The sequence below is a fragment of the Pseudomonas sp. DCB_AW genome (assembly GCF_026240895.1).
GTDB classification, from domain to species: domain Bacteria; phylum Pseudomonadota; class Gammaproteobacteria; order Pseudomonadales; family Pseudomonadaceae; genus Aquipseudomonas; species Aquipseudomonas kermanshahensis.
Genome location: NZ_JAPFCE010000013.1, coordinates 90,424 through 114,592, shown reverse-complemented (window position 1 = coordinate 114,592; position 24,169 = coordinate 90,424). Strand labels below are relative to the sequence as shown.

The following is a 24,169-nucleotide window of genomic DNA, read 5'->3' as shown; positions in this document are numbered from 1 at the left end:
ACCAGATCCGCAAGAAGGTCGCGGACATCCGCCACACCCTGCCACCGGAGGTGCAGGGCCCGTTTTTCAATGACGAGTTCGGCACCACGTTCGGCAACATCTATGCGCTGACCGGTGCGGGCTTTGACTACGCGGTGCTCAAGGATTACGCCGACCGTATCCAGGTCCAGCTGCAGCGGGTCAAGGACGTCGGCAAGGTCGAGCTGGTCGGGCTACAGGACGAGAAAATCTGGATCGAGCTGTCCAACCTCAAGCTGGCAACCCTTGGGGTACCGCTGGAGGCTGTCCAACAGGCCCTGCAGGCGCAGAACGCGGTGAGCACCGCCGGCTTCTTCGAAACCCCCAGCGAGCGCCTGCAATTGCGGGTGAGCGGGCGCTTCGACAGCGTCGAGCAGATCCGCCAGTTTCCGATTCGCGTGGGCGATCGCACCTTCCGCATCGGCGACGTTGCCGAGGTGCACCGCGGCTTTAACGACCCGCCCGCACCGCGCATGCGCTTCATGGGTGAGGACGCCATCGGCCTGGCCGTCTCGATGAAGGACGGCGGCGACATCCTGGTACTGGGCAAGGCCCTGGAGGGCGAGTTCGAACGCCTGGCGCGCAACCTGCCGGCGGGCATGGAGCTGCGCAAGGTCTCGGACCAGCCGGCGGCGGTCAAGGCGGGCGTCGGTGAGTTCGTCCAAGTACTGGCCGAGGCGTTGATCATCGTGCTTTTGGTGAGCTTCTTCTCCCTCGGCCTGCGCACCGGGCTGGTGGTGGCGATGGCCATCCCGTTGGTACTGGCCATGACCTTTGCCGCCATGCATTACTTTGGCATCGGCTTGCACAAGATCTCGCTCGGCGCCCTGGTGCTGGCGCTGGGCTTGCTGGTGGACGATGCGATCATTGCCGTGGAAATGATGGCGATCAAGATGGAGCAGGGCTACGACCGGCTCAAGGCGGCGAGCTATGCCTGGAGCAGCACGGCCTTCCCGATGCTCACCGGCACCCTGATCACCGCGGCGGGCTTCCTGCCTATCGCCACGGCGGCCTCCAGTACCGGCGAATACACCCGCTCGATCTTCCAGGTGGTGACCATTGCGCTGCTGACCTCCTGGGTCGCAGCGGTGGTGTTCGTGCCGTACCTGGGCGAGCGGCTGCTGCCAGACCTGGCCAAACTGCATGCGGCGCGGCACGGCAGTGATGGGCACGCGCCCGACCCGTATGCCACGCCGTTCTACCAGCGCGTGCGGCGTGTGGTGGAGTGGTGCGTGCGGCGGCGCAAGACGGTCATCCTGCTGACCCTCGCGGCGTTTGTCGGCAGCATCCTGTTGTTCCGTTTCGTGCCGCAGCAGTTCTTCCCAGCCTCCGGGCGCCCGGAGCTGATGGTCGACCTGAAGCTGGCCGAAGGTGCATCGCTGGCCAACACCGCCGAGCGGGTCAAGCAACTGGAAGCACTGCTCAAGCAGCAGGACGGCATCGACAATTACGTGGCCTATGTGGGCACCGGTTCACCGCGCTTCTACCTGCCGCTGGACCAGCAACTGCCGGCCGCCAGCTTTGCCCAGTTCGTGGTGCTGGCCAAGTCGATGGATGACCGTGAGCGCCTGCGCAGCTGGCTGATCACCACCATGGACCAGCAGTTCCCCGAGCTGCGCGGGCGCGTCACCCGCCTGGAGAACGGCCCACCCGTGGGCTACCCGGTGCAGTTCCGGGTGACCGGCGAGCACATCGAGAAGGCCCGTGCGCTGGCCCGCGAGGTGGCCGACAAGGTGCGTGAGAACCCGCATGTGGTGAACGTGCACCTGGACTGGGAAGAGCCGAGCAAAGCGGTGTTCCTGGAGATCGACCAGGACCGCGCGCGCGCCCTCGGCGTCAGCACCGCGCAGTTGTCCAGCTTCTTGCAGAGCTCGCTGACCGGGACCACGGTCAGCCAGTACCGCGAAGACAACGAATTGATCGAAATCCTGCTGCGCGGCACGCACAAGGAACGCAGCGAACTGGCCAACCTCGGCAGCCTGGCGTTGCCCACCGACAATGGCCAGAGCGTGGCGCTGTCGCAGGTGGCGACCCTGGAGTATGGCTTCGAGGAGGGCATCATCTGGCACCGTAACCGTTTGCCGACGGTGACCGTGCGCGCCGACATCTATGACAAGGAACAGCCGGCGACGCTGGTGCGGCAGATCGAGCCGACACTGCAGGCGATCAAAGCCAAGCTGCCGGATGGCTACCTGCTCGAGGTAGGCGGTACGGTAGAGGATTCGGAGCGCGGGCAGAAATCGGTGAATGCCGGCATGCCGCTGTTCATCGTGGTGGTGTTGAGTTTGCTGATGATCCAGCTGCGCAGCTTCTCGCGCACGGTGATGGTGTTCCTGACCGCGCCCTTGGGGCTGATTGGGGTGACGCTGTTCCTGCTGGTGTTCCGCCAGCCGTTCGGCTTCGTCGCCATGCTCGGCACCATTGCCCTGGCCGGGATGATCATGCGCAACTCGGTGATTCTGGTGGACCAGATCGAACAGGACATTGCGGCGGGCATGGAGCGTTGGCAGGCAATCATTGAGGCCACGGTACGGCGCTTCCGCCCGATCGTGCTGACCGCGCTGGCGGCGGTATTGGCGATGATCCCGTTGTCGCGCAGTGTGTTCTATGGGCCGATGGCGGTGGCGATCATGGGCGGGTTGATTGTTGCGACCGCGTTGACCCTGCTGTTCTTGCCGGCGCTGTATGCGGCATGGTTCAGGGTGAAGAAGGATTCCACTGACTGAGCAGCCACTGCCCTGTGTAGGAGCAGCCTTGTGCTGCGAAGAGGCCGGTGCAGGCACCCTTGATGTCAGGTGCTTGCACCGGCCTCTTCGCAGCACAAGGCTGCTCCTACAAAGGGGCTGAGCTACGCCCCTGATGTTGGACACCCGTCCATTATCTGGGGCGCAGTGCAGGCCAGGTGCGCTTAAAGCACGCCGAAGACCTTCTTGGCCAGGCTGGTTGCAGCCTCGGCCGGGTTCTGGCGAATGCTTTGTTCTTGCTTGCCGATCATCTCGAACAGGCCATCCAGCGCCTTTTCGGTCACGTAGTTCTCGATGCTGGCGCTTTTGGCGTCGACCACGCCCAATGCCACCGCTTGCCCGGCAAAGTTGTTGTACTGCTGGGCCAGGCCCACCTTGTCGGTGGCTTGCTTGACGATCGGCAGGAACTTGGCGCGGATCTGTTCGCGGCTGCTCTTGTTCAGGTACTGGGTGGCCGAATCGTCGCCACCGCTGAGGATGCCCTTGGCATCGGTCACGCTCATGTTCTTGACAGCATCGACCAGGATCGCCTGGGCCTGTGGCACGGCAGCCTCGGCGGCCTTGTTCATGCTGGTTTCCAAGGCGTCGACCTGGTCACCCTTGCCGAACATCTTCATGGCTTTGGCGGCCTTGCCGAGGTTGCCCGGCAGTTCGATGCGCACGTCCGGGTTGTTGTTGAAACCGCCTGGGGTGCTCAGTTGCTTGACGGCAATCTGCGCGCCTTGGGTCAGCGCGTCCTTCAGGCCACCGGTGGCGTCCTTCTGGGACAGGTCGCCCAGCGACAGGGCCAGGGCACTGGCAGACAGCAGCAAGCCGGCGCACAGGGTGGTGAAACGCAGGGAAGAGCGAATCATGAAGCTTTCCTTCTGAACAGAAATGTACGGGTGTCAGCGAACCTGATCGACCTTGATGCGCACGGGCTGGGTGTCGCTGCCGTCGAGTTTCACGCCGTGGTGTTCGGTGTTGATGAACAGCAACTTGCCGTCGAGCTCGATACGCGCGCTGATTGCATAGCGGTGGCCCGGCTTGACCTGGGCCGGGTCATAGGTGAGGTGGAACGGCAGCGGCACGTTGCCTTTAACCGGGCCGGCCTGGCTGGCCAGGGTCACCGCGGGTGCGTCCATCAGCGACACGTCTTGCAAGCTCACGCTGAGGGTGGCGGTTGGGGGCAGGGCGATGCGCTGCAGGTAGAAGACTTCGCCGTCCAGGCTGGCCTGGGTCGATGGGGTGTGGCTGGAGCAGGCTGCAAGCAGGGATGCGCAACACAGCATAAAGAGCTTTTTCATGGAATCTCCGTAGTCCTTGGCGCTGGCTTTTGGCCAACCCCAGGGACTTTAGCGGATTTGCGCGTCAGATGAAGCCTCAGAGGGCCGAAGTTTCCAGGGAGTCGTCACGGTGCAAGGCGACCTGGCGGATCGACAAGCGTAACTCCGCCGACAACACGCGCTTGGCGACCGCTTCGGCCACCTCGGCGAGCTTGTCGTGGTAGCCCAGCTTGCCTTGCGCGTCTGCTTGCAGCACGCCTTGCTCTATCAACGTCTGGATGAAGTGGCGGAACAGGGTCTTGTCGAAGAATTCCGGGGCGTTGAGGCCATGCAGAATCGACAGGCGCTGGGCCATCATCACGCAGAGGTCTTCCAGCGCTTCTGCGCTCAAGGTGTGCTGGCCGCTGTTGAGCAACAGCGAAGTGGCCATGTAGAAGCGCTGCAAGGTCTGGGTGATATTGCGGGCCAGCAACGTCAACAATACGAACGGCCGAGAGCTCGGTGCCGGGCGCAGGTAGACATCGTTTTCCTGGCGCAACAGCCCTTGTTCGACCAGTGCAGCCAACCACTGGTCGATCACCTCGTCCAGTTGCTCCGGCGCCCAGCGCAGGAACAGTTCGGTTTGCAGGTACGGGTACAGCGCCCGGACATACTGGCCAAGCAGTTCGCGGCTCATGCGTGAGCTGCTGAGGAAGAAGCTGGCCAACAAAGCCGGCAGGGCGAAGATGTGCAGGACGTTGTTGCGGTAGTAGGTCATCAACACCGCATCGGCTTCATCCAGGTACAAGATGCGGCCCAAGGCGTCCTTCTGCTCGGACAGCAGCTTCATACCCTTCACATGCTCGATCAAGGCCAGGCCATCCCCCTCCGGCAAGGTGGTGTGGGGCGAATACGGCACCTTGCGCAACAGCGACAGATACAGGTCCAGTACGCGGCTCAGGGCACGTTCGTCGAGGGCGTGGCGGCTGGTGGACAGCAGCGCCAGGGCCACCAGGTTGACCGGGTTGATCGCCGCGGCCTCGTTGAGGTGGCGCGCCACGGTGTCGCCCAGGCGTGAAGTGGCCTGGTTGAGCCAGGCCGGGCGGAACTGTGGGCCGTGGTCCTGTTCACGCCAGCCGGGTTGCTGCTCGTCGAGGAAGCCCGCCAGGCGGATCGGCTCGCCGAAGTTGACGTAGACCTGGCCAAAGCGCTGCTTCAGGGCACTGAAGACCTTGAAGATGTCGAAGATCGACTCCTTCTTCTTGCTCGCGCCGCGCAGTTCGCCCAAGTAGGTGCGGCCTTCGAGCACGCGCTCATAGCCGATGTACACCGGCACGAAGACGATGGGCGTGCGCGACGAGCGCAGGAAGCTGCGCAGGGTGATTGCCAGCATGCCGGTACGCGGTTGCAGCATCCGCCCGGTGCGCGAACGGCCGCCTTCGACGAAGTACTCCACCGGGAACCCTTTGCTGAACAACGTGTGCAGGTACTCGTTGAACACGGCGGTATAGAGCGGGTTGCCCTTGAAGGTGCGGCGCATGAAGAACGCCCCGCCACGGCGCAGCAGGCTACCGACGACCGGCATGTTGAGGTTGATGCCGGCCGCCACGTGCGGCGGGGTGAGGCCGTTGCGGAACAACAGGTACGACAGCAGCAGGTAGTCGATGTGGCTGCGGTGGCAGGGCACGTAGATCACTTCGTGGCCCGGGGCGATGCCTTGCACCTGCTCGATGTGGTTGACCTTGATGCCGTCGTAGATCTTGTTCCAGAACCAGCTGAGCACCACTTCAAGGAAGCGGATCGCGGTGTAGGTGTAGTCCGAGGCGATCTCGTTGCCATAGCGCAGCGCCTGGGCTTCGGCCTTGGCCAGGGGGATGCCCTCGCGCTCGGCTTCGTCGCTGATGGCCTGGCGTACCTGTGGCGCATGCACCAGGCCCTTTACCAGGTTGCGTCGGTGCGAGATGTCCGGGCCGATCACGGCTGTCTTGAGGTTACGGAAGTGCACGCGCATCAGGCGCTGGGCCATGCGCACGGTGCGCTCGTGGCCCTTGTTGTGCTGTACCAGTTCACGCAGGTGGATCGGTGCAGAGAACTGCACACGCGTCTTGCGCCCCAGGATCAGCACGGTCAGCAGCCGGCGCAGGCGCCCGGTGACCGCCCAGCTGTCGGCGAACAGCAACTTCCAGGGGCTGGACTCACTGGCGGGGCTTTGGCCCCAGAACACACTCACCGGAATGATCTGCGCGTCTTCCTCGGCGTGCTGGGTCACGGCCGCGACCAGGCGTTCGAGGGTGGGTGGGGCGCCGCTTTTGTCCTGGCGGCCCAGCCAGTCGGGGTCGGGCGTCAGGTAAAAGAACGCGGCCGGCTCGTGCAGGGTGCCCACGGCCACCGGCAGCACCGGGCGTGGCAGCCCTGCCTTGGTGCACTCGCGGTCGAGTACTGCCAGGTCGGTCAGCGAGGGCGACGGCAGGGCATAGAACACCGGGCGGCTGCGATCAAGCTTGAGCGTCAGCGACGACTGATTGATGGTCTCGGAGCGCACCCACAGGTACAACAGGCGACGCAGGGCGCCGAAGATCAGGCGGCGCAGGGGGGAACGGGTCATGAGGAGTGGGCCCTGGGAGTGATTTTCAGGTGAGTATCCAGCCAATTAGTCTGCCGTATGTGCGTAAGTTCAGCAAAAACCGGCAAAAATCCGGACCGTCATCAATTTTTTTTAATCTGTGTCATATACTCGGCCTGCCACTTGCAGGATATTTCGGCAAGCGGCGTCGGCACGCGGTGATGACTGCGGGCCTACAAGGCGATCTTCACAATAAAAATCCGGAGTAGTTCAGATGTCGTCTCGTGAGACTGGGAATGTAAAGTGGTTCAACGATGCCAAGGGCTATGGCTTCATTCAGCGCGAAGGTGGTGCGGATGTGTTCGTCCATTATCGGGCGATCCGCGGTGAGGGGCATCGTACCCTGGTCGAAGGGCAACAGGTCGAGTACGCCTGCGTGCAGGGCCAGAAAGGCCTGCAAGCCGAGGACGTAGTAGGGCTCTGAGCCTCATGTGGTAAGCCTCAAGCTGCAAGTCCGTGTCACTTGCAGCCTGATGCGATCAGTTTCCAGCGTGTTCAGCTGGTGCGCCAGGTGATTTCCTCTTCACCGTCGGCGCTGATGCGGATCCAGCGATCGGCATCTTCTTCACCGTCTTCCTCGACCCAGCCACCCGGTGCACAGCGTACTTCGACGCCGAGCGCGGCATGCGCGGCGCGTGCACAGGCGACGTCATCAGCCCACGGCGTCTGGTCGCTTTCCAGGTAAAGGCTGTTCCATTTCCCTACAGCCTTGGGTAACCAAGTGACTGGAATGTTACCGGCCTTGCATTTGAAGGTCTGGCCTTTTTGCTGCCATTCGCTGCACGGGCCGACGGCCTCGGCGAGCCAGGCGGCAATCTGCTTGTGGTCGACGTCGGCGTCCTTCAGGTAAATCTCGATATCAGGTTGGCGCATAAGGGCTCCGGGTGTGCTCAGTCTTGGCGCACGAAATAGTCATAACGCATGGAAACCGTGACCTCGAACGGCTCGGCCTGGTCGATCACCAGTGCCCGTTTTTCGGCGCTGGCGCGCCAGCCGTGCGGGGTCATGGCCAGCAGGTCGGCACGTGCCTTGGGCGCAGCCAGGCTCAGGCGGAACTCAAGGGTTTCGCTGTGCGCATGGGCCATGCCGTCCGGCACCAGGGCCAGGTGCTTGTCGTCGGCGTACGGGCGCACTTCATCGTAGAGCACTTCACGCAGCTCCATCAGGTGGCCGCTGGTCGGGCCGACCCGCATCAGGCCACCGCCAGGGCTGAGCAGCCGCTTGGCTTCGGCCCAGTCCAGCGGGCTGAACACGCTGGCGATGAACTGGCAGCTGGCATCGGCCAGGGGCACGCGGGCCATGCTGGCGACCATCCAGGTGACCGACGGATCACGCCGGCAGGCGCGCTTGACCGCTTCGCGAGAAATGTCCAGGGCGTAGCCGTCGGCATCGGGCAGGGCTTGGGCCAGCTGGGCGGTGTAGTAGCCTTCACCGCAGCCGATGTCCAACCAGGCAGCAGGCTGGCGCTCGGCGGCGAGCTCGGCCAGGCGACCGGCCACCGGGGCGTAGTGCCCGGCGTCGAGGAAGTCGCGACGGGCTTCGACCATGGCTTGGTTGTCACCCGGGTCGCGGCTGTTCTTGTGCTGCACCGGCAGCAGGTTCAGGTAACCCTGGCGGGCGCGGTCGAAGCGGTGGCCGGCAGGGCACACCACGCCATTGTCGAGCCGCGACAGGGCTGCCTGGCAGAGGGGGCAGGCCAGCATCAGGCGAGCAACCGGACCAGGGTCTGGTAGTAGATCTCGGTCAGCAGGTCGAGGTCGCTGGCCAGGATGCGCTCATCGACCTGGTGAATGGTGGCGTTGACCGGGCCGAGTTCTACCACCTGGGTGCCCATGGTGGCGATGAACCGGCCATCGGAGGTACCGCCGCTGGTGGACGGGCGGGTATCCCGGTCGGTGACGGCTTTGATGCTGGCCGACACCGCATCGAGCAATTCGCCCGGCTCGGTAAGGAAAGGCAGGCCGGACAGTGCCCAGTCGACGCTCCAGTCAAGCTGATGCTTGTCGAGGATTGCCGCCACCCGCTGCTGCAGGCCTTCGACGGTCGACTCGGTAGAGAAGCGGAAGTTGAACAGCGCAGTCAGCTCACCGGGTACCACGTTGGTGGCGCCAGTGCCGGAATTGAGGTTGGAGATCTGGAAGCTGGTTGGCGGGAAGAACGCGTTGCCTTCGTCCCAATGCTCGGCCGCCAGTTCTGCCAGGGCGGGGGCAGCGAGGTGGATCGGGTTGCGCGCCAGGTGCGGGTAGGCCACATGGCCTTGCTTGCCACGCACAGTCAGTTTGGCGCCCAGCGAGCCGCGGCGGCCGTTCTTGACCACGTCGCCGAGCAGGGTGGTGCTTGAAGGCTCCCCGACGATGCACCAGTCCAGGCGCTCGTTGCGTGCTTTCAGGCGCTCGACCACGGCCTTGGTGCCGTGGTGGGCCGGGCCTTCTTCGTCGCTGGTGATCAGGAAAGCGACCTTGCCACGGTGGTCGGGGTAGTCGCGCACGAAGCGCTCGCTGGCCACCACCATCGACGCCAGGCTGCCTTTCATGTCGGCGGCGCCACGGCCGCAGAGCATGCCATCGGCATCGATCAGCGCTTCGAACGGCTCGTGCTGCCACTGCTGCACCGGGCCGGTCGGCACCACGTCGGTATGGCCGGCGAAGCACAGCACCGGGCCGTCCTGGTTGCCATGGCTGGCCCAGAAGTTGTCGACGTCTTCGATGCGCATGGGTTCGAGCTGGAAGCCCACGGCGCCCAGGCGATTCATCATCTGCGCCTGGCAGTCGGCATCGACGGGGGTGACCGAGGGGCGACGGATCAGGTCGCAGGCCAGTTGAAGGGTAGGCGAGAGCTCGGCAGGGGCCGTCATGGGGAACTCCGGGGCAAGGCAAGGCGGAAAAACGAGGGGCGTTATCTTATATCAAACGAGGGTTGTCGGCACGGGGCAATGGGGCCGCTGGGCGGCCCCGGCCTGTTTCAGGTGGCTTGTGCTTCGACGTTCTTTTCGGCAGGTTTTGGCAACGACGACAGCAACGCCATCACCAATGCCGCCAGGTACGGCAACGACTGCACCAGCAGCATCGCCACCCAGAAGCGCATGTCCGAACTTGGCAGCCCTTGCACCAGATAGATGCCCAGCGCCGCGCCCCACAACAGCAGCATGATGAACAGTTCTTCGCGCGCTTCGGAGAGGGCCACCAGCACACCATGGCTGTCGGCATTCTTGGGCGTGCGGAAGAACGGCATGCTGCTGGTGAAGAACCCGTACAGCACCGCCTTGGCGATGGTGTGCGACAACGCCAGCCCCGCCAGCGCGGCGGCGAAGGCATCCTTGAGGTTGACCCCGACCGCCCGGCGGTACAGGAAGATGATCTTGCCAACCTTGAAGAAGAACAGCGCCAGCGGGGGGATGGCGAAGATCATCAGCGGCGGGTCGACCCGGTGCGGCACGATGATCATCGCCGCCGACCACAGCAGTGCGCCGACGGTGAAGAAGATGTTCATGCCGTCGGCGATCCACGGTAGCCAGCCGGCCAGGAAGTGATAGCGCTGGCCGCGGGTCAGCTCGCTGCCTTTGCCGCGCAGCAGGGCGCCGGCATGGTGCTTGATGATCTGGATGGCGCCGTAGGCCCAGCGGAAGCGCTGCTTCTTGAAGTCGATGAAGGTGTCGGGCATCAGGCCCTTGCCGTAGCTGTTGTGGGCGTAGGCGGCCGACAGACCTTTTTCGAATACCCGCAGGCCCAGCTCGGCGTCCTCGCAGATGCACCATTCGGCCCAGCCCAGCTCTTCCAGGACTGAACGGCGGGTCATGGTCATGGTGCCGTGCTGGATGATCGCGTCACGGTCGTTGCGGGTGACCATGCCGATGTGGAAGAAGCCCTTGTACTCGCTGTAGCACAGCTTCTTGAAGGCGCTTTCGTGCTGGTCGCGGTAGTCCTGGGGCGACTGCACCACGGCGATTTTCGGGTCGGCGAAATGCGGCACCATGTGCTTGAGCCAGTTGCGGTCGACGCAGTAGTCGGAGTCGATCACTGCGATCACTTCGGCATCTTTAGCGGTGTGCGGGAGCAGGTAATTGAGCGCGCCGCCCTTGAAACCGGCCAGGGGTGCGACATGGAAGAACTTGAAGCGCTCGCCAAGCTTCTCGCAGTGGGCCTTCAGGGGTTCCCACACGGCCGGGTCCTTGGTGTTGTTGTCGATCACCAGCACTTCGTAGTCGGGGTAGTCCAGCGCGGCCAGGGCATCGAGGGTCTGTTTGACCATCTCGGGAGGCTCGTTGTAGCAGGGGACGTGCACCGACACCTTGGGCCGGTAGGCGCTGTCGGCCTGCACCGGCAGGAATTCGCGACGGCGCTTGTGTATCCATACCGCCTCGGCCAGTTCGTGGGCTTCTGTCAGCAACACGATGAACACGCCCAGCGCACCCAGCGCCAACAGCACGCCCACGGTGAGGCTGAACCAGGTGCTGTATTGCTGGCTGTAGTCGTAGGCAATCCATACCAGCACCGACCCACACAGGAAGGTGATGAAGGTCAGGAAGGTGCGGCCGCGCTGGCGCAGGGCAGAGCCATCGATGAACAGCACCATCAGGGCAATCATCGCCAGCACCACCGAGGCGACCGCCAGGGCACGCCACTGCGGGATGGCGACTACCGGGCCATCGAAGTTGAACTTCTGCTGGCGCTCGGCGTTGAACACGCCCCAGTAAGCCCCCACCGAACCTTCGTCACTGGCTTTCCAAGGCTGGTCGTAGGCCTCGATCACAAAGTAGTTGTAACCGCGGCGGTTGAGCGTGTTCACCAGGGTGCGCAGGTAGATGGCCTGGTCAGCTTGGGTCGCATCGGCACCGCCGCGCATGCGGCCATTGCTCGGCCAGCCGACTTCCGATAGCAGCAGCGGCTTGCGCGGGAACTGCTGCTTGAGGTCGCGGGCGCGGTCGAGCACGAACTCCACCGAGTCCTGCATCGGCACGAATTCCCAGTAAGGCAGGATGTGCGCGGCGATCAGGTCGACGTGCTTGGCCAGCTCCGGGTGTTCTTTCCAGATGTGCCACTGCTCACTGGTGGTGACCGGCACCTTGACGGCGGCGCGTACCCGGTCCAGGTACTGGATCAGTGCCTCGGGCGTGACTTCTTCGCGGAACAGCGCCTCGTTGCCGACCACCACCCGCACCACGCTGCGCGAGGTGTTGGCCAGTTCGATGGCGGTGGCGATTTCGCGCTCGTTGCGCTCAAGGTCCGGGCTGATCCAGATACCCAAGGTCACCCGCAGGCCGAATTCCTCGGCCAGGCGCGGGATATCTGCCTGGGTGCCCTCTACGGTATAGATGCGGATGCTGTCGGTCAGCTTGCTCATCTGCTCCAGGTCTTGGCGCATCTCGTCGTCGCTGGGGTATTGGCCCTTTTGCGGGCTTTCCCCGAGGCGGAAGGGCGAGTACGAGAAACCAGAGATCTGCTCCGGCCAGGCAGGCGCGGAGACGGGGCGGTTGATCAGCGCCCAGAACCCGGTGAACAGCGCCGCGATGGCCAGGACCACGACCAGGTTGAGGCCGAATTTGCGTGATGACATTGTCGTCCAAGTCTGTCGGATTGAGTGAACATTAAAGCAGGATTGGCCGGCAGTTTCCTAACCATGGAGGCCACCGGCGCCATTGGCATATAATGCGCGCCGTTTTTAGCGGTATGCGCTTCGGGGTAGCAAGATGAGCACAGAAGATCCACGCTTTGCAGGCGTCGCCCGATTGTATGGCGATGATGGCCTGCAACGATTGAAACAGGCCCATGTGGCGATCGTCGGTATCGGCGGGGTCGGCTCGTGGGCGGCCGAGGCGTTAGCGCGCAGTGGCGTGGGCGAGATTACCCTGTTCGACCTCGACGATGTCTGTGTCAGCAATACCAACCGTCAGGCCCATGCCCTCGAAGGGCAAGTGGGGCGGCCCAAGGTCGAGGTCATGGCCGAGCGCCTACGGGCGATCAACCCGGCTTGCACGGTGCACGCGGTAGCTGACTTTGTCACCCGCGAGACCATGGCCGAGTACATTACCGAAGGCCTCGACTTCGTTATCGACTGCATCGACAGCGTCATGGCCAAGGCCGCGCTGATTGCCTGGTGCAAGCGGCGCAAGATCGGCGTTGTGACCACCGGTGGCGCGGGGGGGCAGATCGACCCAACGCAAATCCAGGTCGGTGACCTCAACAAGACCTTCAACGACCCGCTGGCTTCGCGGGTGCGGTCCACCTTGCGTCGCGACTACAACTTCTCGCGCAATGTCAGCCGTAACTACGCCGTGCCGTGCGTGTTTTCCAGCGAGCAGCTGCGCTACCCCAAGGGTGATGGCAGCGTTTGCCTGCAGAAGAGTTTTGTCGGTGAAGGCGTGCGCCTGGACTGCTCGGGTGGTTTTGGCGCGGTGATGATGGTGACCGCGACCTTTGGCATGGTCGCGGCCAGCAAGGCCGTGGAAAAACTGGTGGCGGGTGCCAGGCGGCCTTCTGAGCGGGTCAAACCCGAGTAACCCTGTTCCCTTTTCGCGGGCAAGCCCGCTCCTACAGGGGCTGTGCACTACTCAGGGCCTGTGCAGTTCCTGTAGGAGCGGGCTTGCCCGCGAAGAAGTCCCACTGTTCAGTGGCTGGAGGTGATTTCTGCCATCCGCAGCAATACCGCATGCAGGCCATTGCTGCGCGAGGGGGACAGTTGCCGCTCCAGGCCTAGCTGCTTGAACCAGCCCGGTAAATCCACATTGGCCAGCTCGCTGCTGGCCAGGCCCTGCACCCGCACCAGCAGCAAGGCGAGCAACCCGCGCAACAACCGCGCATCGCTGCTGGCCTTGAATCGCCACTCGCCATCCTGTTGTTCAGCCACCAGCCACACCAGGCTTTCACAGCCATGCACGCGGTTGTGCTCGCATTTGTCGGCTTCACTCAGCGGCTCAAGACGATCACCCCACTGCATCAGCAGCCGCGCACGTTGCTCCCAGCCGCGGGCCTGCTCGAACTGTTCCAGCGCCTCGCGGGCAGCTGTCGATAAACTCATCGCAACATCTCCAGCCCTTGATCCAGCGCGTCGAAAAAGCGCTGCAGGTCATCGCTGTCGTTATACAGCCCCAGCGACACCCGAATCGCCCCCTCAAGCCCCAGCCCTTTGAGCAGCGGCATGGCGCAATGATGGCCCGCACGCACGGCGATGCCTTGCTCGGTCAGCAGATGGGCGATGTCGGCGTTGTGCACCCCTTCGATCACGAAGCTGGCCAAGGCCGTCTGTGGCGAGCCGAGCACGCGGATGCCATCGCGGTCGGCCAGGCCGCGCAGCAAGTGCTGGTGCAAGCTGGCCTCATGCCGTTCGACTGCCTGAGCATCAAGGCTGGCCAAGTAATCGAGCGTGGCGCCCAGGCCGATGACGCCCGCGATCGGTGGGGTACCGGCTTCGAAGCCCAGCGGGGCGGGGCGGAAGCTGGCGCTCTGGTACTCGGCCAGTTGCACCATTTCACCGCCAAATTGCCAGTGGCGCAGCAGCGCCAGCGCCTGGCTGCGACCGTACAGCACGCCAACCCCTTCCGGCCCATACAGCTTGTGGCTGGAAAAGACATAGAAGTCGCACGCCAACTGCTGCACATCATGGCGGCCATGCACCACGCCCTGGGCCCCGTCGACCACAGTCAATGCGCCTTGGGCCCGGGCATGGGCCAGCAAGGCCGACAGCGGCTGCCAGGTGCCTAGCACGTTGGACAGCTGGCTGACCGCCAGTACCCGGGTGCGTGGCCCGATCAGTTGCAGGGCCTGATCGAGGTCGATGCAGCCGTGAATGTCGAGCGGCAAGATGACCAGGCGAAGGTTGCGCCGCCGGGCCAGCTGTTGCCAGGGCAGCAGGTTGGCATGGTGTTCCAGGGCACTGACGGCGATTTCGTCACCGGCTTCGAAGCGGTGCTCTAGGCCATAGGCCAGCAGGTTGAGGGCCGAGGTGGCGCCATGGGTGAAAACGATCTGCCGCGAATCGGCGGCATTGAGCCAGGCGGCAACCTTGTCGCGGCTGGTTTCGAACGCCTGGGTCGCCAGCGCGCCGGGCAGGTGTTGGGCACGGTGCACGTTCGCCGCGCCATGGCCATAGTAATGGCTCAGGGCATCGATCAGGGCTTGCGGTTTCTGGCTGGTGGCGGCGCTGTCCAGGTAAGTCTGGTGCTGCCGTTGCAGGGCGGCGATGGCGGGGAAATCGGCACGCCAGGGGGAGGGCTGGAACATGGTCGCGGGGCCTGGAATGAAAAACGGGTCTGGCATTACGCCAGACCCGATCTTATCACTTCAAACCGAGGAAGGTTCTCAGTTGTGGGCGTGCAGCGCCTCGTTCAGCTCGATGGCCGACTTGTGGGTCTTGCATTCCACCGCGCCGTTCAGCGAGTTGCGACGGAACAGCAGGTCTGTCTGGCCGGCCAGGTCGCGGGCCTTGACCACTTTGACCAGCTCGTTGTTCTCGTCGAGCAGGTTCACCTTGGTGCCAGCGGTGATGTACAGGCCGGCTTCAACGGTATTGCGGTCGCCCAGCGGGATACCGATACCGGCGTTGGCGCCGATCAGGCAGCCTTCGCCGACCTTGATGACGATGTTGCCGCCACCGGACAGGGTGCCCATGGTCGAGCAGCCGCCGCCCAGGTCCGAACCCTTGCCGACGAAGACGCCCGCCGAAACGCGGCCTTCGATCATGCCTGGGCCTTCGGTGCCCGCGTTAAAGTTGACGAAGCCTTCGTGCATGATGGTGGTGCCTTCGCCGATGTAGGCGCCCAGGCGCACACGGGCGGTGTCGGCGATACGCACGCCGGCCGGGACCACGTAATCGGTCATTTTCGGGAACTTGTCCACCGAGAACACTTCCAGCAGCTCGCCCTTCAGGCGTGCTTCCAGTTGCAGTTCGGCCAGCTCGCCCAGGTCGACGGCGCCCTGGTTGGTCCAGGCGACGTTTGGCAGCAGCGGGAAGATGCCGGCCAGGCTCACGCCGTGCGGCTTGACCAGGCGGTGCGACAGCAGGTGCAGCTTGAGGTAGGCCTCTGGGGTCGAGGTCAGCGCAGCGTCTTCTGCCAGCAGGGTGGCGACCAGCGGCTTGTGGCTTTCGGCCAGGCGGGTCAGCAGGGCAGCCTGGGCGGCATCGACGCCTTTCACGGCTTCAGCCAGCTGCGCCGCTTGCGCGTTGCTGAACGCAATGGCCTGGTTGCCGCCTTCGTAGCCGAGGATCGGGGTAACGGCAGCGATCAGCTCGGCGCTTGGGTTGACCAGTGGTTGTGCGTAGAAGACTTCAAGCCAGGTGCCCTGGCGGTTCTGGGAGCCGACACCGAAGGCCAGGCTGAACAGGGTATTGGACATGGGATTACCTCGTGCGAAATAGGGTGGAAGCGCAGGCGGGCTCAGGCCAGCGCTGCGGCATACGAATCAGGTTTGAAACCAACCAGGGTGCGCTCGCCCAGATCGAGCACCGGGCGCTTGATCATCGAAGGTTGGGCAAGCATCAGCTCGACGGCCTTGGCCTGGTCGATATCAGCCTTGCTGGCGTCGTCGAGCTTGCGGAAGGTGGTGCCGGCACGGTTGAGGATGACTTCCCAGCCGTGCTCGTCGCACCAGCGGTTCAGGCTGTCACGGTCGATGCCTTGGGTTTTGTAGTCATGGAATTCGTAGGCGATGGCTTTGTCTTCGAGCCAGGTACGCGCCTTTTTCATGGTGTCACAGGCTTTGATGCCGTAGAGCGTGTAAGTCATTGTGTACATTGGGGCAAAGGTTCCCCAATTTCTCCATTTTTCGAAAGTCAGTCGCGGGATTATGCTGGATCGATCCGCGCGGCGCCACGCCTGTGGCGCCCGACTTTATTGATCGAGATATGTCTCAAGCGACCAAGCGCTGCACGGATCCGATGATCTCATCACCATGTTGCTGTTCGGCTGTGCGCAAATCGAAGGCGATTTGCAGGTTGAGCCAGAACTCCGGTGTGGTGTCCAGGCAGATGGCCAGGCGCAGTGCCATGTCGGCGGAAATGCCGCCACGCTCGCGCAGGATGTTGTTGACCGTTGGCGTCGCAACACCCAATGCCCGCGCCAGAGCAGCGGCACTGAACCCCATTTCTTTCTGGAAGTCCTCGCGCAGAACTTCACCAGGATGTATTGGACGCATGCCATTCTTGAGCATGATGCACCTCAGTGGTAATCGACAATTTCAACGTTTGCCGGACCGTTTTCCGTCCAGATAAAGCACACGCGCCACTGATCATTGACTCGTATGCTGTGTTGGCCGGCGCGATTACCGCTCAACTGTTCCAGGCGATTGCCCGGAGGAGAGCGAAGGTCGCGCAGTTCTGTGGCAGCATCAAGCATGGCCAATTTGCGCTCTGCGACAGATTTGATATCTGACCAACGCCGTGTCTTTCCAGTCGTGAAGAGTGCTTCCGTGTCAGCACAGCTGAAGGCTTGAATCATGGGCCTGAACGCTTAACGTTATTCGTTAAGATTGATTATACGTCGACATAGCGTCATTTCAAGCCTGGAGAGTGAACACGCAGCGTTAATGGCGCGTGGTGGGTAGCATCGTGTTACATATTCCCGCCGCACCTGCGACTATCGTGCAGCGGCCCCGCATTGCCATACGCCGCTAACATATTGTTTCAATGGCGATGTTTCGCCTCGCTACGGTTATTGATTCATAAAGGAAGCTTTCACGGATGCAGTCAGCCTATACCGTCCTCATTTTGCTCACGCTGGTCAGCGTGTCGAAGCTGGTCGGCCGGATGATTCCGCTGCCCCTGCCATTGGTGCAGATTGCCGCTGGCGCGCTGCTGGCCTGGCCCACCCTGGGGCTGCACGTGGCCCTGGACCCCGAGCTGTTCCTCTTCCTGTTCCTGCCGCCGCTGTTGTTCGCCGATGGCTGGCGCATTCCCAAGCGCGAGTTGTGGCGCATTCGCGGGCCGGTGGTGGCGCTGGCCGTGGGGTTGGTGCTGTTTACGGTGGTCGGCGCCGGATACTTCATTCACTGGCTGTTGCCGAGCATCCCGCTGCCGGTCGCCTTTGCCCTGGCCGCGGTACTTTCGCCTACCGATGCCGTGGCCGTTTCGGCCATTGCACAGGACCGTCTGCCAACCCCGCTGATGCATATGCTGCAGGGTGAGGCGCTGATGAACGATGCCTCGGGCCTGGTGACGTTCAAGTTCGCCTTGGCCGCAGCGATCACCGGGGTGTTCTCGTTGGCCGATGCAAGCTTCAGCTTCGTCCTGGTCGCCCTTGGCGGCCTGGCGGTCGGCGTTGCCCTGAGCTGGCTGATCGGCCGTCTGCGCGCCTGGATGATCGCCCGCGGTTGGGACGACCCCGCCACGCACGTGGTGTTCATGCTGTTGCTGCCCTTTGCGGCGTATGTATTGGCCGAGCGCCTGGGGGTATCCGGCATTCTGTCGGCGGTGGCGGCCGGTATGATGCAGAGCTGGCTCGACCTGCTGCCCCGCCAGACCAGTACCCGCTTGCTCAATCGCAGTGTGTGGTCGTTGCTGGAGTTTGCCTTCAATGGCCTGATCTTCCTGCTGCTTGGCCTGCAATTGCCGGACATCATCAAGGCCGTCGTGAGCCACGAGGCCACCGTGTGGCCGACCTTGGCCTGGCGCTGCCTGGATGTGCTGGCGATCTTCGCAACGTTGATCCTGCTGCGGTTTATCTGGGTGCAGAGCATCTGGCGGGCCATTGGTGTGGTACGCCGCTGGCGGGGCAAGCCGGCGCTGGTGCTGATGCCCACGGCGCGTTCCTGCTGGCTGCTGACCCTCGGGGGCGTACGTGGCGCCGTGACCCTGGCGGGTGTGATGTCGGTGCCGCTGTTGATCAGTGCGGGCCAGGCGTTCCCCGAGCGTGATTTGCTCATCTTCATCGCCGCAGGGGTCATTCTGCTGTCGTTGATCAGTGCCTGCATTGCCTTGCCGATCCTGCTGCGTGGCGTCACCCAAAGCCCGGACGAGCGGCTGCATCAAGAAGTGCTGGAAGCTTGGCGACGCACGGCCGAGGCCGCGATTCATGCCCTGGAGGCGGAAGAGGTGATCGATGCCAACGCGCCGCAGGATGCCGCGCAGGCGACACTGGCGACCGAGCTCAAGGCACGGTTGATGGCCGAGTACCGGGACGAGCTGGACAGTTACAACGACACGGCGGAGGCACGGGCCATGGCTGAGCAGATGGACCTGCTTGAGCGGCGTTTGCGCTTGCGTGCGCTGCGGGCGCAGCGGCTGGAGTTGTACAACCTGCATCGCCAGCACCTGGTGGGCGATGAGGTGGTGCGGCAGGTACTGGGTGAGCTGGATATGAGCGAGGCGAACCTGGGCGCTGTCCGGTAGGTCGCAGGGGCTGCTCTGCAGCCCGTGAGAATCCCTGTGGGGGCAACTGTCTTGCGCAATTTCTAAAAATTGACGCATTACGTGGGAGCGGGCCTCACATGGTCTGAACCTGCGCAGTTACCTGTGGCTTGTCGGGGCGCCGAGCCGCTGCGATGGGGCGCAAAGCGCCCCCTGCCTAATCAGCGGTTCTGCAGGAACGCGCGAATCCGCTCGGCGGCCTCGATGCACTCGGCCAGCGGCGCAACCAGCGCCATGCGCACTCGGCCAGCGCCAGGGTTCACGCCATCCACGTCACGCGACAGGTACGAACCCGGCACCACGGTCACATGCTGGGCCTCGAACAGGTCGCGGGTGAACGCGGCGTCGCAGCCCGGCACCTTGGCCCACAGGTAGAAGCTGCCATCCGGGCGTTGCACATCCATCACCGGCTGCAGGATATCCAGCACGGCATCGTACTTGGCGCGGTACTGGTCACGGTTTTCGCGCACGTGCGCCTCGTCCTGCCAGGCAGCGATGCTGGCCAGCTGGGTCTGCACGGGCATGGCGCAGCCGTGGTAGGTGCGGTACAGCAAAAATGGCTTGATGATCTCGGCATCGCCCGCGACGAAGCCCGAACGCAGGCCAGGCAGGTTGGAACGCTTGGACAGGCTGTGGAACACCACGCAGCGTTTGAAATCGCTGCGGCCCAGTTCGGCGCAGGCGCTGAGCAGGCCCGGTGGTGGGGCGTCTTCGTCGAAGTACAGCTCGCTGTAGCATTCGTCGGCGGCGATCACGAAATCATGCTCGTCGGCCAGGGCAATCAGCTTCTTCAGGGTGTCCATCGGCACCAGTGCGCCGGTAGGGTTGCCTGGCGAGCACAGGAAGAGGATTTGGCAACGCTGCCAGACATCTGCCGGCACGGCGTCGAAGTCAGGGTTGAAGCCGTTGTTTTCAAGGCACGGCAGGTAGTGCGGGGTGGCGCCTGCCAGCAGCGCCGCACCTTCGTAGATCTGGTAGAACGGATTAGGGCTGACCACCAGGCCATCATCGGCCCGGTTGACCACGGCCTGGGTGAAGGCGAACAGTGCTTCACGGGTGCCGTTGACCGGCAGGATGTGACGGTCGGCATCCAGCCAGCCGGTTGGCACGCCGAAACGGCGCTCGCACCACTGGCCGATGGCCTGGCGCAGCCCTGGCAGGCCGAGGGTGCTGGGGTACACCGCCAGCTTGTCGAGGTTGTCGGCCATGGCCTGGGCGACGAACGCCGGCGATGTGTGCTTCGGCTCACCGATCGACAGCGCGATGGCGCGCTTGTCTGCCGCTGGTTTCACACTGCCCAGCAGGGCGCGCAGTTTCTCGAACGGGTAGGGCTGAAGCTGGGTCAGGGCATGGTTCATCGGCGCAAGGTCTCGTCAATCGTCTAATCGTTAAAAGGTCACGCGGGTCGGGCTGGCGTCGCTTGCCTGGCCAGCCTGCAGCTGCTGGACGATAGCCTCCTGCAGGCGGCTGCACAGCTGCGGGTCGGACAGCGGCTGGTTGTCGGCATCGGTGATGAAGAACACGTCTTCCACGCGCTCGCCGAGGGTGGCGATTTTGGCATTCTGCAACGACAGGTCGAACTCCAGGAAGATGCGGCCGATCCGGGCCAGTAGGCCCGGCCGGTCGGGCGCGGTGATCTCAAGGATGGTCACCGGCCGCTGGGCATCGTTGAGGATGGTCACCTGCGGCGGGAAATTGAAGTGCTTGAGCTGGCGTGGCACCCGGCGCTGAATGATCGTCGGGTAGTCCTCGGGGTTGCGCAGCGCTTCGGTGAGGCCGTCGCGAATCTGCTTGACCCGCTGCGGGTTGTCGCCGATCGAGCCGCCGTCATTGTCGAGCACGATATAGGTGTCGAGGGTGAACTGGCTGCTCGAGGTGATGATGCGCGCGTCATGGATGTTCAGGTTCAGCTGCGACATGGCCGCCACGGTCACGGCGAAGAAGTCGTGCTGGTCGGGGGCGTAGATGAAGATCTGCGTACCGCCCTCGAACTCGCGCTGGGTGGTTTCCTTGATCAGCACCAGCGGCCCGCCGTCGGCCGGCTGCTGGAGGATGGCGTCGGTGTGCCAGGCCACATCGGCCGCGTTGTGCTTGAGGAAGTAGTCGTCGCCCAGCTGCGACCAGAGTTGCTCGACGTCGTCCGGGTCGACGCCTTCGCGCACGAGGATGTCCAGCGCGGCGCTTTGGGTCTGGCGGATCTGCTCTTCGCGGTCCAGTGGGTTTTCCAGGCCACGGCGCAGGGCGCGCTTGGTCTCGGTGTACAGCTGGCGCAGCAGGCTGGCGCGCCAGGAGTTCCACAGGCTGGGGTTGGTGGCGTTGATGTCGGCCACGGTCAGCACATAGAGGTAATCCAGGCGGGTCTCGTCCCCCACATGCAAGGCAAAGTCGTTGATCACCTGTGGGTCGGACAGGTCTTTGCGCTGTGCGGTGGTGGACATCACCAGGTGGTTCAGCACCAGCCAGACGATCAGGCGGCTGTCCCAGGCCGGCAGTTGGTGGCGCTCGCAGAACGTCTGTGCGTCCACCGCGCCCAGCTCCGAGTGGTCACCCTGGCGGCCCTTGCCGATGTCGTGGTAAAGCCCGGCCAGGTAGATCAGCTCGGGTTTGGGCAGGCGGCCCATGAGCTTGCTGGCCAGCGGGAATTTCTCGGAAACCGGCGTGTACTGCAGTTTGCGCAGGTGCTTGATCAGGTTGAGCGTGTGCGCATCGACCGTATAGATGTGGAACAGGTCATGCTGCATCTGCCCGACGATCAGGCCGAATTCCGGCAGGTAGCGGCCGAGGATGCCGTAGCGGTTCATGCGGCGCAGGTTGCGGTGGATGCCGATCTCGCACTTGAACAGCTCGATGAACAGGCTGGTGTTGCGGATATCGTGACGGAAGGTTTCGTCGATCAGGTGCCGGTGCTCGCGCAGCAGGCGCACGGTATCGGCGCGTACCCCTTTGATCTCCGGGTGCTGGGCCATCAGCACGAAGATCTCCAGCATGGCGAACGGCGTGCGTTTGAATACGTTCGGCTTGGCGGCTTCTATATAGCCGTCATGCAGGCGGAAGCGCGCATTCAAAGGTTGGGTGGTGCCACTGTCATCGTCGGCGAGGATGACTTCCTCGAAGTGCTGGATGATCAGGTCGCACAACTGGCTGATGCTCATCACCACCCGGTAGTACTGCTGCATGAACTGCTCGATCGCGCGCTTGGGGTTCTCGTCGCTGTAGCCCAGCAGGGCGGCGATGCTGCGCTGGTGATCGAACAGCAAACGGTCTTCCGAGCGCCCGGCCAGCATGTGCAGGGCATAGCGCACCTTCCACAGGAAGTCCTGGGAGGAGGCCAGCAGTTCGTTCTCGCTTTCCAGCAAAAAACCTTCACCGGCCAGGGCGTGCAGGTTCAGCGTGCCGTATTGGCGGCGCGCCACCCACAACACGGTCTGGATGTCGCGCAGGCCACCGGGTGAGCCCTTGACGTTGGGCTCAAGGTTGTACTCGGTGTCGTTGTACTTGTGGTGGCGGGCCTTGAGCTCGGCACGCTTGGCCAGGAAGAACTCCTTGCTCGGCCACATGTGCTCGGTGCTGGTGACGTCCAGCATACGCTGGCGCAAGGCTTCGGGGCCGGCGACGGTGCGGCTTTCCATCATGTTGGTGATGACCGTCAGGTCGGCACGCGCCTGCTCGGCACATTCGTCGACGGTGCGCACGCTCTGGCCCACTTCCAGGCCGATGTCCCAGAGCAGGGTGAGGAAGCGCTCGATGGCCTCGCGGTACTGCTCGTGTTCGGCAGCACCCAGCAAAATCAGCAGGTCGATGTCGGAATGCGGGTGCAGTTCACCGCGCCCGTAACCGCCTACCGCGATTAGGGCGATGCCACTCTGGTCGCCCCAGTCGAACTGGTTCCAGGCCTGCTGCAGGATGTTGTCGACGAGCCAGGCGCGGTCCTCGATCAAACGGCGGATTTCGCGGCCTTCGCGAAAACGCCGGTCGAGCACCTCGCCCGCCTGGCGGATGGCTTTCTTGAAGGCGGCGATAGGGCTCGCCTTGAGGGCCAGTTCCGCCTGGAACTGGCCGCGGTCGAACAGCTCGGGATCCACCTGGGGCATTGCGTCGCGTTCCTGTCGTGGGGTGCCTGGCGCGGACTCAGGCCGAGGTGCGCGCGATGGTGTCGTCCTTGCGCAGGGTGAAGATCTCGTAACCGGTCGCCGTCACCACCAAGGTGTGTTCCCACTGGGCCGAGAGCTTGCGGTCCTTGGTAATGGCGGTCCAGCCATCGCCCAGGACCTTGGTGTCGGCCTTGCCCTGGTTGATCATCGGCTCGATGGTGAAGGTCATGCCTTCTTTGAGTTCCATGCCAGTGCCGGCGCGGCCGTAGTGGAGGATCTGCGGTTCTTCGTGGAACACTTTGCCGATGCCGTGGCCGCAGAACTCGCGCACCACCGAGAAGCCGTTCTTTTCAGCGTGCTTCTGGATCACTTCGCCGATGTCGCCCAGGCGGCAGCCCGGCTTGACCAGCTCGATGGCCTTGTACATGCATTCCTGGGTGACCTTGGACAGGCGCTCGGCCCAGACCGGCACGTTACCGACGTGGAACATGCGGCTGGTGTCGCCGTGGTAGCCGTCCTTGATCACGGTGACATCGATGTTGAGCGTGTCACCGTCCTTGAGCGGCTTGTCGTTGGGGATGCCGTGGCAGACCACATGGTTGATCGAGGTGCAGATCGACTTGGGGTAACCCTTGTAGTTGAGCGGCGCCGGGATGGCCTGCTGGACGTTGACGATGTAGTCGTGGCACAGGCGGTCCAGTTCTTCGGTGGTGACACCGGGCTTGACGTGCTCTTCGATCATTTCCAGCACCTCGGCGGCCAGGCGGCCGGCGATGCGCATCTTCTCGATGTCTTCTGCGGTCTTGATGGTGACGGTCATTACAGGCTCTCTACGGCGCCGTGCACGGCGCGAACAAACGGGAAAGGCCGGATTCTAGCAGAGCAGGGCGGCAATCGGTCGGGATAAAGCCGGCCATCCTGCTGTCTATAGAGGGCATTTTGGCCTGAAAGCCTGGGTGCTGCAAAAACCGCTGACGGACGCGACAGTATTCGGGTTCCGTTCGCTCGCGGTCTGTGGTATAAAATGCGCCGCTTTCGGGGTCGACCCCGTAAGCCCTAAACCCACACACGTGTCGACACGATGACCTGGGTGCCCCGGATTCTAGAATCTGT

The 24,169-nt window shown here is 63.5% G+C and carries 20 protein-coding genes; 4 read left to right on the top strand and 16 right to left on the bottom strand.

Translation table 11 applies throughout. From position 1 onward, the window contains the following. On the top strand, positions 1-2,744 hold a 2,744-nt coding region (locus OO306_RS10995), incomplete at its 5' end, for an efflux RND transporter permease subunit (RefSeq protein ID WP_265968639.1). Positions 2,745-2,926: 182 nt separating this feature from the next. Here OO306_RS10995 and OO306_RS10990 read toward each other — a convergent pair. The 3 genes from OO306_RS10990 to plsB all read right to left on the bottom strand — a co-directional run bounded on the left by OO306_RS10990 (position 2,927) and on the right by plsB (position 6,611). Further along, positions 2,927-3,616, bottom strand: coding sequence for a DUF4197 domain-containing protein (locus OO306_RS10990; RefSeq protein WP_027595773.1), 690 nt, complete (start codon positions 3,614-3,616; stop codon positions 2,927-2,929). A 33-nt stretch (positions 3,617-3,649) separates the two neighbouring features. Next, entirely contained in the window at positions 3,650-4,048 is a 399-nt protein-coding gene (locus tag OO306_RS10985) for a YbaY family lipoprotein (protein ID WP_027595774.1), read from the bottom strand. Positions 4,049-4,124: 76 nt separating this feature from the next. Next, a complete protein-coding gene (gene plsB / locus OO306_RS10980) occupies positions 4,125-6,611 on the bottom strand; it encodes a glycerol-3-phosphate 1-O-acyltransferase PlsB (RefSeq protein WP_265968637.1) in 2,487 nt (828 codons plus the stop codon). Between the two features lie 232 nt (positions 6,612-6,843). On the opposite strand from plsB, the gene OO306_RS10975 reads away from it, so the two are divergent. Further along, complete coding sequence (locus tag OO306_RS10975) at positions 6,844-7,053, top strand: cold-shock protein (protein WP_027595776.1); 210 nt, start codon at positions 6,844-6,846, stop codon at positions 7,051-7,053. A 71-nt stretch (positions 7,054-7,124) separates the two neighbouring features. Here OO306_RS10975 and OO306_RS10970 read toward each other — a convergent pair whose 3' ends face one another. From OO306_RS10970 to OO306_RS10955, 4 genes are all read right to left on the bottom strand, one after another. Next, entirely contained in the window at positions 7,125-7,502 is a 378-nt protein-coding gene (locus OO306_RS10970) for a hypothetical protein (protein ID WP_027595777.1), read from the bottom strand. 17 nt (positions 7,503-7,519) lie between these two features. Further along, complete coding sequence (locus OO306_RS10965; RefSeq protein WP_027595778.1) at positions 7,520-8,332, bottom strand: putative RNA methyltransferase; 813 nt, start codon at positions 8,330-8,332, stop codon at positions 7,520-7,522. Then, positions 8,332-9,483 carry a succinyl-diaminopimelate desuccinylase gene (dapE, locus tag OO306_RS10960; protein ID WP_027595779.1) on the bottom strand — a complete coding sequence of 384 codons (1,152 nt, stop codon included), beginning with the start codon at positions 9,481-9,483 and terminating at the stop codon, positions 8,332-8,334. The genes OO306_RS10965 and dapE overlap by 1 nt, the downstream gene beginning before the upstream one ends. A gap of 107 nt (positions 9,484-9,590) precedes the next feature. Beyond that, positions 9,591-12,182, bottom strand: coding sequence for a glycosyltransferase (locus OO306_RS10955; protein ID WP_027595780.1), 2,592 nt, complete (start codon positions 12,180-12,182; stop codon positions 9,591-9,593). Between the two features lie 133 nt (positions 12,183-12,315). Between OO306_RS10955 and tcdA the strand changes: the two genes are divergently transcribed. Next, a complete protein-coding gene (gene tcdA / locus OO306_RS10950) occupies positions 12,316-13,125 on the top strand; it encodes a tRNA cyclic N6-threonylcarbamoyladenosine(37) synthase TcdA (protein ID WP_099428481.1) in 810 nt (269 codons plus the stop codon). A gap of 107 nt (positions 13,126-13,232) precedes the next feature. Here tcdA and OO306_RS10945 read toward each other — a convergent pair whose 3' ends face one another. From OO306_RS10945 to OO306_RS10920, 6 genes are all read right to left on the bottom strand, one after another. Continuing rightward, positions 13,233-13,643, bottom strand: coding sequence for a SufE family protein (locus OO306_RS10945; RefSeq protein ID WP_265968631.1), 411 nt, complete (start codon positions 13,641-13,643; stop codon positions 13,233-13,235). After that, positions 13,640-14,845, bottom strand: a complete 1,206-nt coding sequence (locus tag OO306_RS10940; protein WP_085272743.1) for a cysteine desulfurase — start codon at positions 14,843-14,845, stop codon at positions 13,640-13,642. The genes OO306_RS10945 and OO306_RS10940 overlap by 4 nt, the downstream gene beginning before the upstream one ends. 78 nt (positions 14,846-14,923) lie before the next feature. Beyond that, positions 14,924-15,958, bottom strand: a complete 1,035-nt coding sequence (gene dapD / locus OO306_RS10935) for a 2,3,4,5-tetrahydropyridine-2,6-dicarboxylate N-succinyltransferase (protein WP_027595784.1) — start codon at positions 15,956-15,958, stop codon at positions 14,924-14,926. 41 nt (positions 15,959-15,999) lie between these two features. Beyond that, complete coding sequence (locus OO306_RS10930) at positions 16,000-16,347, bottom strand: ArsC family reductase (protein WP_027595785.1); 348 nt, start codon at positions 16,345-16,347, stop codon at positions 16,000-16,002. Between the two features lie 124 nt (positions 16,348-16,471). Then, positions 16,472-16,771 (bottom strand): type II toxin-antitoxin system antitoxin GraA, encoded by a 300-nt coding sequence (gene graA, locus OO306_RS10925; RefSeq protein WP_238216399.1) that lies wholly within the window; start codon positions 16,769-16,771, stop codon positions 16,472-16,474. Positions 16,772-16,779: 8 nt separating this feature from the next. After that, the gene (locus OO306_RS10920) at positions 16,780-17,058 is read right to left on the bottom strand and encodes a type II toxin-antitoxin system RelE/ParE family toxin (protein WP_081717529.1); all 279 of its coding nucleotides are present in this window, start codon (positions 17,056-17,058) and stop codon (positions 16,780-16,782) included. Positions 17,059-17,300: 242 nt separating this feature from the next. Between OO306_RS10920 and OO306_RS10915 the strand changes: the two genes are divergently transcribed. Continuing rightward, positions 17,301-18,947, top strand: coding sequence for a Na+/H+ antiporter (locus OO306_RS10915; RefSeq protein WP_265968627.1), 1,647 nt, complete (start codon positions 17,301-17,303; stop codon positions 18,945-18,947). A 179-nt stretch (positions 18,948-19,126) separates the two neighbouring features. On the opposite strand, the gene dapC is transcribed toward OO306_RS10915, so the two are convergent. The 3 genes from dapC to map are packed head-to-tail and all read right to left on the bottom strand — an operon-like array spanning position 19,127 to position 23,876. After that, the gene (gene dapC, locus OO306_RS10910; RefSeq protein ID WP_186675975.1) at positions 19,127-20,323 is read right to left on the bottom strand and encodes a succinyldiaminopimelate transaminase; all 1,197 of its coding nucleotides are present in this window, start codon (positions 20,321-20,323) and stop codon (positions 19,127-19,129) included. Between the two features lie 30 nt (positions 20,324-20,353). Beyond that, the gene (locus OO306_RS10905) at positions 20,354-23,056 is read right to left on the bottom strand and encodes a [protein-PII] uridylyltransferase (RefSeq protein WP_265968623.1); all 2,703 of its coding nucleotides are present in this window, start codon (positions 23,054-23,056) and stop codon (positions 20,354-20,356) included. Positions 23,057-23,093: 37 nt separating this feature from the next. Further along, complete coding sequence (map, locus tag OO306_RS10900; protein WP_027595791.1) at positions 23,094-23,876, bottom strand: type I methionyl aminopeptidase; 783 nt, start codon at positions 23,874-23,876, stop codon at positions 23,094-23,096. Positions 23,877-24,169 lie beyond the last annotated feature (293 nt).